10 protein-coding genes and 1 pseudogene are annotated in these 13,157 nt (G+C 53.6%); all 11 read left to right on the forward strand.

The window, feature by feature from the left end; genetic code table 11:
- Nucleotides 1–91: 91 nt before the first annotated feature.
- The 11 genes and pseudogenes from DFR52_RS09635 (at nucleotide 92) to tnpC (ending at nucleotide 13,059) form a co-directional block, all read left to right on the forward strand.
- The gene (locus tag DFR52_RS09635; protein WP_110031716.1) at nucleotides 92–1,312 is read left to right on the forward strand and encodes a PQQ-dependent sugar dehydrogenase; all 1,221 of its coding nucleotides are present in this window, start codon (nucleotides 92–94) and stop codon (nucleotides 1,310–1,312) included.
- Nucleotides 1,313–1,475: 163 nt separating this feature from the next.
- Nucleotides 1,476–2,732 carry a D-amino acid dehydrogenase gene (locus DFR52_RS09640; RefSeq protein WP_110031717.1) on the forward strand — a complete coding sequence of 419 codons (1,257 nt, stop codon included), beginning with the start codon at nucleotides 1,476–1,478 and terminating at the stop codon, nucleotides 2,730–2,732.
- Nucleotides 2,733–2,891: 159 nt separating this feature from the next.
- Nucleotides 2,892–3,602 (forward strand): hypothetical protein, encoded by a 711-nt coding sequence (locus DFR52_RS24220; protein WP_146215575.1) that lies wholly within the window; start codon nucleotides 2,892–2,894, stop codon nucleotides 3,600–3,602.
- Nucleotides 3,603–3,604: 2 nt separating this feature from the next.
- Nucleotides 3,605–5,890: an NACHT domain-containing protein gene (locus tag DFR52_RS09650; protein ID WP_110031719.1), complete on the forward strand. Its 2,286-nt coding sequence runs from the start codon at nucleotides 3,605–3,607 to the stop codon at nucleotides 5,888–5,890.
- 99 nt (nucleotides 5,891–5,989) lie between these two features.
- Nucleotides 5,990–6,822, forward strand: a pseudogene (locus DFR52_RS09655) (IS5 family transposase).
- 276 nt (nucleotides 6,823–7,098) lie between these two features.
- Complete coding sequence (locus DFR52_RS09660; protein ID WP_110031720.1) at nucleotides 7,099–8,712, forward strand: ATP-binding protein; 1,614 nt, start codon at nucleotides 7,099–7,101, stop codon at nucleotides 8,710–8,712.
- Nucleotides 8,709–9,527 carry a response regulator gene (locus DFR52_RS24225; RefSeq protein WP_146215576.1) on the forward strand — a complete coding sequence of 273 codons (819 nt, stop codon included), beginning with the start codon at nucleotides 8,709–8,711 and terminating at the stop codon, nucleotides 9,525–9,527. The genes DFR52_RS09660 and DFR52_RS24225 overlap by 4 nt, the downstream gene beginning before the upstream one ends.
- Before the next feature lie 281 nt (nucleotides 9,528–9,808).
- A complete protein-coding gene (locus DFR52_RS24230; protein WP_146215577.1) occupies nucleotides 9,809–10,252 on the forward strand; it encodes a hypothetical protein in 444 nt (147 codons plus the stop codon).
- 352 nt (nucleotides 10,253–10,604) lie between these two features.
- Complete coding sequence (gene tnpA, locus DFR52_RS24845; RefSeq protein WP_245415266.1) at nucleotides 10,605–11,015, forward strand: IS66-like element accessory protein TnpA; 411 nt, start codon at nucleotides 10,605–10,607, stop codon at nucleotides 11,013–11,015.
- Nucleotides 11,012–11,359, forward strand: coding sequence for an IS66 family insertion sequence element accessory protein TnpB (gene tnpB, locus DFR52_RS09675; RefSeq protein WP_110031722.1), 348 nt, complete (start codon nucleotides 11,012–11,014; stop codon nucleotides 11,357–11,359). The genes tnpA and tnpB overlap by 4 nt, the downstream gene beginning before the upstream one ends.
- A 44-nt stretch (nucleotides 11,360–11,403) precedes the next feature.
- Nucleotides 11,404–13,059 (forward strand): IS66 family transposase, encoded by a 1,656-nt coding sequence (gene tnpC, locus DFR52_RS09680; protein ID WP_110031723.1) that lies wholly within the window; start codon nucleotides 11,404–11,406, stop codon nucleotides 13,057–13,059.
- The last annotated feature ends 98 nt before the right edge of the window (nucleotides 13,060–13,157 follow it).

Consider the following 13,157-nt stretch of genomic DNA (forward strand, 5'->3'; position numbering starts at 1 on the left):
ACGGTTGCTTTTGCCCGCTCGGGCGAGATCTGGCTCAGGAGCCGACGGAAGAGCGCGGCTGACGCAGACGTGACCCGAAAGGAAAAGAGCGATGAAGTCCACCACCCTTTTCACAGCGACCTCCTTGCTCGCGGGGGCAGTGTTAGCCCTGCCGGCCTTTGCCCAGAACGCACCGGTCGACGCCCGCCCTGCCAATGCCCCTCAGCAGCAGCCGCAATCGGCTGATCAGACCCGTGCGCCCCAACCGCAAACGTCGCCGGAGATCGCCTCCGAAGTCGTCGCCACCGGCCTGCCGCGTCTTTGGGCGCTGGAGTTTCTGCCCGACCGGCGCATGCTGGTGACCGCAAAGGCGGGCGCCCTGCACGTCATCTCCCAGGACGGCGAGGTTGGCCAGGCGATTTCGGGCGTGCCGGATGTCGATGCCTCGGGCCAGGGCGGGCTCCTCGATGTCGCGCTGGCGCCGGACTTCGTCGAGACCGGCCGGATCTTCCTGTCCTTCTCCGAGCCGCGCGACGGCGGCAACGGCACCTCGGTCGCCTCCGCCCGGCTGGTGCTCGATGACGATGGCGGCGGAAGGCTCGAGGATCCGTCCGTCATCTTCCGCCAGACGCCCACCTATGACGGACGGGCGCATTACGGGTCGCGTCTCGTCTTCGGTCCGGAAGGTGAACTCTATGTCACGGTCGGCGAGCGCTCCGACGCCGAGGTCCGCGACCAGGCGCAGGACCTGTCGAGCGGCCTGGGCAAGATCTTCCGCATCGACCAGTCGGGCGCGGCCTGGCCGGGCAACCCGTTCCTGGATCAGGAGGGCGCGCTGCCCGAGATCTGGAGCCTTGGCCACCGCAACCTGCAGGCGGCGGCGCTGGATGGCGAGGGCAGGCTGTGGACGGTCGAGCATGGGCCGCGCGGCGGCGACGAACTCAACCGCCCGCAGGCCGGCCTCAACTATGGCTGGCCCGAGGTGACCTACGGCATCGACTACAGCGGCGAGCCGATCGGCGACGGGGTGACCGCCACAACAGCCACCGAACAACCCGTCTACTACTGGGACCCGGTGATCGCCCCCTCGGGCATGGCCTACTATGAAGGCAGCCAGTTTCCCGAGTGGAAGAACGCCTTCCTGATCGGCGGGCTCGTCACCCGGGATGTGGTGGTGGTTCACCTGGACAACGACAGGGTCGCGTTTGAAGACCGCGTGCCGATCGGTGCAAGGGTCCGTGACGTGAAGGTCGGTCCCGATGGTGCCGTCTATGCTGTCACGGAAAGCCGCTCGGGCTCCTCCGAGATCCTGCGGCTGACCGCGGCGGATTGATCCTGTCGCCCCGCGTCGCGGCCTGATCGGGGCCGCTTCGCGGCAGCGCTTGCCTCGCAGCCGGATCCGGCGGCCTGCTTCGGATACAGCGGTGGTGGTTGGCGGCGGGATCGGCTAGGCTTCGGGTGAGTGAACGTGACACGAGCCGGAAGGACCGCCAGCCATGAGAGTTATCGTAATGGGGGCCGGTGTCATCGGCGTCACCACCGCCTATTATCTGGCCAGGGGCGGCGCGGAGGTGGTGGTGCTCGACCGGCAGGCCGGGCCGGGCCTCGAGACCAGCTATGCCAATGCCGGCGAACTCAGCTACGGCATGACCTCGCCCTGGGCGGCCCCGGGCGTGCCGCTGAAGGCGCTCAAATGGCTGTTCATGAAGCGTCGGCCGCTGTTCATCTGGCCGCTGATCAGCCCGACCATGTGGATGTGGGGCCTGCAGATGCTGGGCAACTGCAACGACGAAAGCTACCGCCTCAACAAGGGCCGGATGGTGCGGATCTCCAACTATTCGCGCGACGTCATGCCCGAACTGATCGCCGAGACCGGCATCGAGTATGACGGCCGCGAGCAGGGCACGCTGCAGCTCTTCCGCACCGCCAAGCAGATGAAGGATTCGCGCGCCGACCAGGAGATCCTGGCGGAATATGATTCGCCCTACGAGGTGCTCGGCCGCGACGCCTGCATCGAAGCCGAGCCGGCGCTGGCCGAGGTGCGCAACAAGTTCGTCGGCGGATTGCGGCTCACCGCCGACCGCACCGGCGACTGCCGAATGTTCACGATCGCGCTGGCGGAAAAATGCGCCGAAATGGGCGTCGAGTTCCAGTACGGCCAGTCGATCCGCGCCATCGCGGTGGAGAACGGCCGCATCGCCGGCGTCGACACCGAGATCGCCGGGCGCATCACCGGCGATCGCTATGTCTGCGCGCTCGGCAGCTACGGCCCGAAGATCCTCAACCCGATCGGCGTCAAGCTGCCGGTCTACCCGGTCAAGGGCTATTCGGTGACGCTGCCGGTCACCGACGATGCGTTCGCGCCGCAATCGACCATCATGGACGAGACCCACAAGGTCGCCATCACCCGGCTGGGAGACCGCATCCGCGTCGCCGGCACCGCCGAGATCGCCGGCTACTCCAACCGGCTCGGCCCACACGCGACCAACACCGTCAAGCATGTGATCAGCGACCTGTTCCCCAGGGGCGGCGACATTTCCAAGGCGGAAGGCTGGACCGGGCTCCGGCCGATGACGCCCGACGGCACGCCGGTTCTCGGCCCCTCGCGCTACGACAATCTCTACCTCAACACCGGCCACGGCACGCTCGGCTGGACCATGGCCTGCGGCTCCGGCCGCGCCGTGGCCGACCAGGTGCTCGGCAAGACCCCGGAAATCGATTTCGAGGGCCTGACGGCGGCGCGGTATGGGTGAGGGGGGTGGCCACGCGCGAAAGTTCATGCTGTATATCAGGTCAGAAACACTAAACGTTGTTCCTGCCTTGCCTTTCTAAGGTAGAACTGCGAACGTCGGTATCAGTATTGTAACTTCGATGGGCGGGCATGTAGAAATCTATAGCAGATTCGTGGAGAAATGGAAATTTCTGTACCCTCGGTAAACACTGCTGTTTATTTCTTGCCTATTGGCCCAAAATTCATTGGGGCGAAAAGCCGGCGTTATGTAAACTGGGGTAATAATATGAAGGATCCTATTTTTTTTGGGCATTGGCGACACATGCTTAAACTTGCAAGGGAACAGGCAAAAAATTCTCCGCGCCGCGAAGCCGACAGACTTTCATGTCATTCGGCATCAATTATACTCAGCAAGACCTGTCTTGAAATCTATCTGAATGAATTTTATTTCATTCAAATTCATGAAAGAAATTTCTCCGAACGTGATACGTATTTCTCAAAAAAAAAGAAGAGAATGACAAAACTAGGTTACAAAAACTTTGTAGATCTTCACATTTGCGAAAGACTAGAAGTTTCGCTTCCTGCGGTCTCTCCGGAGCTCATGGCGGACGTGTCTCTTCAAAACCAAATCCGAAATTACTGTATTCATTACACCGCTTCCGATGTGAAGCAGCAACTCGAGTTGGAGTTCAGAGCGCATCCCGTGCTCGGCGGTATTTTTGAGTTTGACGTAGGATCTCTGCAGGAGATGTATATAAATGATAAGACCGCGTTGTGGTGCAATAACGTTTCGTTAAAAGCGATAATTACAATCGAAGAAGGACAGTCAAAAGCAAACTCAAATTCTGAAATCTACATTCAGAATTGTCTAGAAATAATGGATAAAGGCTAACTATGGGTGATTTTGCGCAGACACTTGGTTTCTTAGGCCTCTCAAGTCCTATTGAAAACCAATTAGATACTTGCAGCTTTTGGCAGGGCCGGGAAGATACGGCATTTGATGACCGCGTAGTGAATATTCTACAGGTAAGATCTTTCTCATCGAAGGCACAGCTTGAGAGGGAGCTCGATACGGTAAAGATAATGCCATCCGCTGCTATACTTACTACAATTCAGGAGCGCGATAGAATAAAAGAAATACTTTTAGAGCGTAACATAAAGCGCGTTGATACTGAGGATGAAATCCTCTTTAGGAATGCTGAACGAAAATTTGGTAGCCGAAGTGCCTGGCCAACTGAGGAGATATATATTCAGCCAACAATCAAGGATATGAAAACGCGTGAGAATCATGATGCGACAAATGCAGTAGTTGGATGGATAAGAGCGGAAACGTCTTCGGATCGCGTCGCTATCATCACGGGGAGTGCTGGATTCGGGAAAACAACGTTTTGCAAGGAAATTGTAAATACGGTTCAATCACGAAAAAATATTACTCGTCTACCGATATATATTGACTCTAGTCATTGGCGTAAACTGGTAAATGAAAGGCGTTTTTCTGTTCGAAGCGCTTGCTCAGAGGCGGTTGCCAACGCTTATCCGAACTCCGCGATTGGTGATGATGCGATTGAGCATTTGATTTCTCGAGGCGCAATTCTACCCATCTTTGATGGCTTGGACGAGCTTTGTACGGATGCTTATACCGAGGCGTCGGTCGCTGATATTATTGATCAAATAGAGAGTCTGTTCGAGGAAGATAGTGCCGGAAAGGCTATTTTTACAAGTCGGTCAACGTTCTGGGCGGACGTACGAATGTCTGAACGAATGAAGCTTCATGAGTTTGAGGTACTTCCTTTTGATGCCGGCCAGAGAGAGGCGTTCTTGGAGCGCTGGTTCAAATTGCATTCGGGTGACCGGAAGTTCGTGGACCAAACACTTTCTATAGTTGATAGTAGCAAGGCGACTTCATCTAGTAAAAATTACGTTTCCGCCGTCCGGTTCTCACAGTCGCCATATATTCTTCGTCTCGTGTGCCTTAGTGCAACCCATCGTAAAGGGGGAGACTACGATAAAGAAGAATTCTTGAACCGGTTAGACCCACTCGACGGTATTATTATTGCGGCTGGTAACCGAGAAGTTCGAAAGAGCGGAATATCATTTCCGACCCAGTGCGGAGTTTTGTTTTCGTTGAGCCTTCTTCACGGAGATGTATTTTCGGTCGAAGAATTTACTTCTATAATGCAGCTATATGATCTTGATGAGGACGCTCTTGAGGGGATGCTTTCTCATCATTTTATCAGCAATTATGGAAATCGTAAGTCATTTCTGTTCCACGGAATGAGCGACTATCTCAGAGCGAAGGCGCTCGCTGAGTATATATTTAAGGACAATGATAATTTTATTGGAATTGACGAATATTTTTCGCAAATTAACAATCTTAAGGACACTTCGGCAGAATTGTTTTCTGATATTGCATCTTTCTATGCGACGATTTCAACATTTAAAGAGTATTTTCTGGCTGTGAGGGTCCAGCAGCATTATCGAGGGCGTTCGGCGCAGGGTCTTCTTCTTTTATTAGCCTGTTGTGGTAAGAAAACGTTCCACCTAAATCGATCGGAAGTGGGAACGCTAATTTCTGAAATATTCATGTCAGGTAAGAAACGATTTCAGAACTTGGAATTTGCATGCCATTTTGAGGGGTTTGAGTTTTCGGGATTTGAATTTTCCCATTGCATTTTTGAGAATGTTGTTTTCCGTGACTGCAATTTTGATACGGACACGAAGTTCGTAGGTTGTTCTTTTGGTGGTGACTTCGAAGTGTTGAACTGTGAGAACTTCGATGAAGTACGGGATGAAGGCTGCATCTTTAAGACGATGCAAGCACGTTCAACATTTGATAATCGGAGCTCGCGCGCATCAACCAGAAAAGTTACCATCAACGACATCAAGGTCCTTGTGCGCGAGGCGCTCCGACTTCTGAATTCGCGAGACAACACCTTCTTAGATGTCCGACGTGAAGGGGTGCTTTCTCGACTCCAGAAAAAGAACTCCTATCTGGCAGCGGAATTGTTGGAGACGATGGAGAAGTGTGGTGTTCTCAGGGTCAGGAATGGTATGAAAGGCCACCGGGCAAGGGTCGAGGTTTGCAGTATCAGCGATGTTCTCGCATTTTGGGATGACGGCGCCGAGATTGGGTCCGTTCGTGCCGCGATCTCACTCATGGCGAAGAAACACTGCCAGTAGGTCGGTCGCCCAATTTCTAAGAAGCTGCCTCAAAAAGAGGTGGGTGATTTCAACAGGTTATGATTCCTTCGGATTTGCAAAGATTCGATGGAGTTCACGATGGCCTGGACTGAAACCACCCGACGGCAATATGCCCGGCGAACGGCCCGCTACGCAACCGATATGACGGATCGGGAATGGGGGCTCGTTCAGCCCCTTTTGCCCATGCCCCGCCGCTTGGAACGCCCCCGGACCACGAATTTGCGCGAGATCATGAACGCTCTGCTTTACATCGCCACGACCGGTTGCCAGTGGCGGATGTTGCCTAAGGATTTCCCGCCCTGTTCAACCGTTCAGCGCTATTTCTACGAATGGCGGGCCCTCGGACTTTGGACACGCATCAACCATCATCTCGTGATGGAAGCACGCGAGTTGGAGGGCAAAGAGGCAAGCCCGACGGCAGGTGTCATCGATAGTCAGAGCGTCAAAACCACGGAAAGCGGCGGTATCCGGGGCTATGACACGGGCTAGAAGATCAAGGACCGCAAGCGCCATATCATCGCCGATACACTCGGCCTGATGGTCGGCCTCATGGTGCATGGTGCCGATGTCCAGGATCGCGATGGTGCTCCCGATCTTCTGAAATCCATCCGCCACAGGTGGCCATGGTTGTTGCATGTCTCTGCCGATGGTGGCTATGCGGGCGATAAGTTGAAGCGGCGGCTGAAGAAGATCGGGCGCTGGACGGTCGAAATCATCAAACGCAGCGATAAGGCGAAAGGCTTCGAGCTCCTGCCACGCCGATGGGTCGTCGAGCGGACCTTCGCCTGGCTCGGCAGATGCCGGAGACTGACCAAGGACGTCGAAAAGTCCATGCCTCAGCCGAGGCGTGGATCATGATCACCCACATCCGTCTGCTGACTAGGCGTCTCGCAAGGCATTGCTATTCCTAAATTCTTTTCGAGTCAGACTCTGAGGGGGGCGGTTTGATTTGCCGTGAGCCATAGAGCTCTCCGTAGACGCGCGCATCGAATTTTCTCTAACCACGCAAGCGAATATCGAATTTTTGTTTTGAGGCGCGTCGCTGATCAGAAAAATCATAGGAATTAATCGAGAAGTTTGGACATTCCGAAAAATCTATTAAGTTTATGTTGTCTGCCAATTTGCTTTAATGTAATTTCTTAAATCGTTGCTTGCCAGTCAGTGTGACGAACTTTGGAGGTAGCTTAATGAATTATGACAATTTGATTCGCTTGAATAAATTTGTTTACGAGAACACTGATATAAATCAGGCAGCATTTTTGATTTGTAATTATGTGGTGAAGGAATTCCCTGTTCGCGGTTGCGCAATGTACCTATACAATAGGTTGAAAGACAATTTCGAAGTCATCAGCCTTGCTGGACATGCCAATTTTCCCAGTGAGGGCGACTGTAATGATCCTGAATATAGGAATTTCATTTGCTATAGAAATTCAACAAAATGTGGATTCTTAGCGCTTGATTGTGATGTTGATGTGTCCAGTGAAATAGATTATGTTTCAAGTTTGATAGTATTGATATTTAATAGGAAATTCGTTTCGGATCTACTTGAGAAGTCAAGTGCTCCAGTCGATTATCTGCAAGATGAGTTTGACTTTTATAGTGACTTGAGAAATTTAGCGAAAGAGAGTTCTGGTATGCCTGCTGGGGCATTTCGTGCACGTCACGGTGTGGGCCTGAAAACAGTTTTTCATTGGAACGATTGGTCCGGCGAGGTTTATCAGAACTCGGACTGGGACATTGAAGATATTCGAGATACATCCGTCTGCCCGTTTTTTAAAGAGTGCTTGGATAAAAATGAAGTTGTAACAGCATCTGCCGATGACGTAAGTCATCTATTTTTCCACAGGCGGATGCAAAAAGGCGTCAAATCTGCGGTTTTTTCGCCGGTGAATGTGGGGTCTGAAACTATTGGCGTGCTATCTTTTGCTATACCTCGTGATTATGTCTTCTCCTCGCTTGAAAAATTGGGCTTTCTGAGTCTCGCAAATTCAATAGGAGTTTCATTGACGAATTTCTCCCGTTCGGCGACGGCCGCATTGGATTTGCAAGATGACGTGAGGATATCGCAAATCCTCACGGCAGTCGAGATTGCCCAAGCGGCGAGACACTCGGCGCGTGCAGACTTAGATACATTAAAGACCTATATATTAACTGCAGGCCGAATTTTGAAAGGCGATCTTGACAATAAAACCCGAATGAAAGTAAGCGGCATCCTTTCGGAGTGTGACGCATCAATTGGTTCCTGCTTCAAATCGCTAGATGATATCAAATCAGCAATCAGGCCACCTGCCCGAAAGCTAAAACGGGTGAATGTGAGTTCGCTATTTGAGAGCGCGAAGATGCAGGTCCGAGGGCGGATTGTTAAAAATAACGTAGACGTGAGGTGGATAGATAGAGATGCAGAGATAGAGTGTTACCCTGATCATCTCAAGCAGGTATTCCTTAATCTCTTGCTCAACTCTGTAGACGCTTTCGCTGGGTCTCGGAGACAAGGAAATCGAAATATTAGAGCTAGGTTGCACAACTATCAAGAAAATGCTCTTAGTGTAGCGGTTAGGTTTGAAGATGACGCTGGTGGAATTGACGTTGCAGGCCTTCGCACCAGTGCAAATGACCACGTCTCGCCTGTTGAGGACTTAGTATTTGCGAAAGATATCACTACAAAAGGAGTTGAGGGTAGTGGCTGGGGTCTGTATGTTTCGCGCAAAATTGTCGCCGACCATGGTGGCCATATGAGCTTGATCGAATATAGAGGAAAAACTGTATTCGACATTTTACTGAAGAAGGTCATTTCTATATGAGTGTATCCGTATTGCTTATTGAGGATAATGAGAAAAACTTGGCGGCTAAAAAAGGCTATCTGGAGACGTTCGGGTGTGGGCCGATACTGGGTGTACGAGATCCAGATGCTGCGATTCATGCCGCAAGATCTCTTCCGCACTTCGATTTAGTTATTGCGGATATCGATTTAAGCGAATCAAGTAAACGACGCGAAGAGCATAATAAAGGTGGAGTTGCTGTTGCTCGTTGGTTAAGAGAAACCAATTATCCGGCTTTTGTTGCTGGCTACTCAAGTTTCTTCGAGGGGGATGAAATATCAGAATCCGAACGATCAACGTTTGATGATATGGTTGATAGATCGGTTGGAAGAGAAGAACAAGAAGCAAAATTTGAGGATTGGATAGAGAGGGCGAAGCGGTCAGACCGCACATCTACTCTTCGGGCTTTGCTGTTCGAAGCCTACGAGGGCGCATCGCGAGAGAAGAAAGATTACCATGTCCCTGTGGTGTCCCTAGATACTTTGGTTGACTATGATGCGGAGCAGTTGGCGGAGTTTAGAGATTCCGGGTTCAAGCTCTCACTAATGCTGCCAACGGTAGACGACGAGATCCGAAAAGCGATACCGGTTTGGATTAAGCGAGCGAAAAATTCCTGCTACATTGAAGTCGTTGGCCAGCCCTATTTGTTTGCGGATGGAACGGATGAGCTTCAAGCAAGAGAGGCATTGAAATCTTTGATAGCGGGTTATTATGACGATCTAAGAGGTCGTGATCCGGAAAAAGAAATGGGGTCATATGTGAAATTTTTATTTAGGTTTCTGGATTCATTGTACTGATGATCAGCGAATTGAAAACAAAAGATTTGGAGAAAATATTTAGGAAATTGGAGATTTCCAGGAAATCCTGCTCACATCATGTAAGAGGATTTTTGGAAGTGAATGGTAAAGCAGTTCTTCCTGTGCACTATTCGAACGGAAACAAGGGGCTTCACGGACCAAATCTTCATAAGTTTCGAAAATCACTTCACATAGACACCCAGCAGTTTCATGATTTGGTTGGCTGCACTTTTTCACGAGAGGATTTGGTAGATGTTCTCCTGGAGAAGGGTTTGCTGTAGATGGGATTGTGGCTCGCCGTCATCGCGCTGTTGGTTTCTGGCTGTGCTCTGATTCTGAGCTTCCGCCGCATCAGACCTGAAGCTCAAGAAAATTCCGCGGGAGTGCCGGATCATGTTTGGGAGGAATTGAAGGATGCAATACCGGACGCGGACTACAATTATATTAGGACAACTAGTGCTTATATGGCGTCGTCTCCAAGTGACATGATCGCGAGACTGAACTATGTTGGCGCTGTTCACGACCCAAAGGACCCAAAACAAGTTAGGTTGACTATCCTTGAACTGAGGCTTTCGGAGCAAGACAAGAAATTAGAAACGGTGAGTTCCAGAATACCCAGCGATTTGCATATTATTTGGATGTCATTATCGTCCGTAGCCACGATTTCTTCTTTGGTGGCTCTAATATTTTATCTTCTACAAAATGGCTATTTACCTAGTAAATGACGATAGTTCGCGGTACGGGATGGCGAAGAGTATGTGTAATTCAATTGCGAGGGAGTATTAGCTTCCATGTGGGCTGCGTGTCCGATTTCGCAAGGGTCGTTTGCAAGATCTTGGTTTATTATTCGGCTGCCCAGGCCTTTGTTGGTGAAGATCTACCGCCTACGTACTCCACCACTCAATGTCAACAGCCCCCTTCACCGCTCCGCCCGGTGCTCCCGCACGATGATGAACACGCCGCTGGCGATGATGATCGCCGCGCCCGCGAAGATCAGCAGTAAGCCCCCGGTGAGGGCCGTCTTGCGGGGTTGATGCGAACATCGGAAGTCCTAGTGCAAACACTAGGAGTAGTCCTATGACCAAGCATCCAATTGAAGTCATCACATCTGTCGAGCGCCGTCGGCGCTGGTCTCGCGAGGATAAGGAGCGGCTCGTTGCAGCCTGCCTTGAGCCAGGGGCGGTTCTCTCCGAGATTGCCCGTGCGGCCGGTATCCACGTCAGCCAGCTCTTTCGGTGGCGCAAGGAGCTTTGCCAAATCGAGGAACCGAAGACCGAGACGGCGAACACCTTGGTGCCCGTGATCGTGTCGGAGGCCGCGCCGGCAGCCCAGCCCGCCGCCTTAGAAGCGCCAGCCCGATCGCAGTCCCGCCGGAAGCGTAGCGATGTGACGATTGAGCTGGGCCGCGATCGCCGTGTTCGCGTGGACAGCGACATAGACCCGGAGGCGCTTGGCCGCATTCTCGATTGTGTGCTGGGGCGACGATGATCCCTGTTCCTGCTGGTGTGAAGGTCTGGTTGGCAACCGGCCATACGGACATGCGCAAAGGCTTTCCCGGTCTGTCGCTGATGGTGCAAGAGACGCTGAAGCGTGATCCGATGTGCGGGCATCTGTTCGTCTTCCGCGGTCGTGGCGGTGGCCTGATCAAGGTCATCTGGCATGATGGCCAGGGAGCATGCCTGTTCACGAAGAAGCTGGAACGGGGACGCTTCATATGGCCGTTGGCGGCCGATGGGACGGTCGTGATTACCCCTGGGCAGCTTGGTTATTTGCTGGAAGGTATCGACTGGCGGATGCCACAAAAAACTTGGAGACCGACCTCAGCCGGATGAGCAAAAACGCTGGAATGACGGGGTCGAATATGATTCCATCAGTCATGAACGATACGGCCGAACAGCTTCCCGACGATCTTGCCAGCGCACTTGCGGCCCTGGCGGCGGAGCGTGCCCGGCGTGTTGCTGCCGAGGTAGAAGCGGCGACTGCCAAGGCGGAAGCCGCAAGCGCAAAGGCGCTCGTATCGCACTCCGAAGCGCTGATCGCGCGGCTGAAGCTGGAGATCGAGAAGGTCCGCCGGGAGCTTTACGGCAGCCGCTCTGAGCGCAAGGCGCGGCTTCTCGAACAGATGGAACTGCAACTCGAAGAACTCGAATCTGATGCAGGCGAAGACGAACTCGCGGCGGAGATGGTTGCCAAGGGCTCGACCGTCAGGTCCTTCGAGCGCAAGCGTCCTTCACGCAAGCCGTTTCCCGAGCATCTGCCACGCGAACGTGTCGTCATTGCTGCCCCAACAAACTGTTCCTGCTGCGGCTCGGCCAAGCTGTCGAAGCTCGGTGAGGATATCACAGAGACGCTGGAGGTCATCCCGCGTCAGTGGAAGGTCATTCAGACCGTGCGCGAGAAGTTCTCCTGCCGCGAATGCGAGAAGATCATGCAGCCGCCAGCACCCTTCCATGTGACGCCGCGCGGCTTTGCCGGCCCGAACCTTCTGGCGATGATCCTGTTCGAGAAGTTCGCCCAGCATCAGCCGCTCAATCGCCAAAGCGAGCGCTATGCCCGAGAGGGGATCGACCTCAGCCTGTCGACGCTTGCCGATCAGGTCGGCGCGTGTGCCGCGGCCCTGAAGCCAATCCATTCGTTGATCGAGGCCCATGTCCTGGCCGCCGAGCGACTGCATGGCGACGACACGACCGTGCCGATCCTGGCGAAGGGAAAGACCGATACGGGCCGCATCTGGACCTATGTCCGGGATGACCGGCCGTTTGGCGGGCTGTCACCGCCTGCGGCTTTGTTCTACGCATCGCGAGACCGGCGACAGGAGCATCCCGTACGCCACCTGAAGACCTTCTCCGGCATTCTGCAGGCGGATGCCTATGGCGGCTACAATCCGCTGTTCAAGGTAGATCGCGATCCCGCGCCTCTGCGCCAAGCACTCTGCTGGGCACATTCACGCCGCAAGTTCTTCGTGCTGGCCGACATCGCCGCGAACGCCAAACGTGGCAGCAAAGCTGCGCCGATCTCGCCGATGGCATTGAAGGCCGTCAAACGGATCGATGCCCTGTTCGACATCGAACGGGAGATTAACGGACTTGCCGCCGACCAGCGCCTGGAGCACCGCCGCAAGGACAGCCAGCCGCTCGTCGAAGAGCTGCACGATTGGCTCCAAACCGAGCGGGCAAAACTGTCGCGCAGTGCTCCCGTCGCCGAGGCGATAGATTACATGCTCAAGCGATGGGATGGCTTTACGTCATTCCTTGATGACGGCCGGATTTGTCTCACGAACAACGCCTCTGAGCGCGCGCTCAGAGGCTTTGCACTCGGCAGGAAGTCATGGCTCTTTGCCGGATCAGATCGCGGTGCTGATCGTGCCGCGTTCATGGCTACGCTGATCATGAGCGCCAAGCTCAACGACATCGACCCGCAAGCCTGGCTGGCGGATGTCCTTGCCCGTATCGCCGACACACCTGTCAGCAGGCTGGAGCAACTACTCCCGTGGAACTGGGCACCCAAGACGCTGAACGCTCGGGCGGCCTGACCTGCGGCCTTCGCCCGATGCTTACGTGAAGATGGGAGCCGGATGGATACCATCTTGACTGGAACAGGCTAGTGTTCTGCGGTTTTGCGCCGTAGTTT

The organism is Hoeflea marina (genome assembly GCF_003182275.1).
GTDB lineage: Bacteria > Pseudomonadota > Alphaproteobacteria > Rhizobiales > Rhizobiaceae > Hoeflea > Hoeflea marina.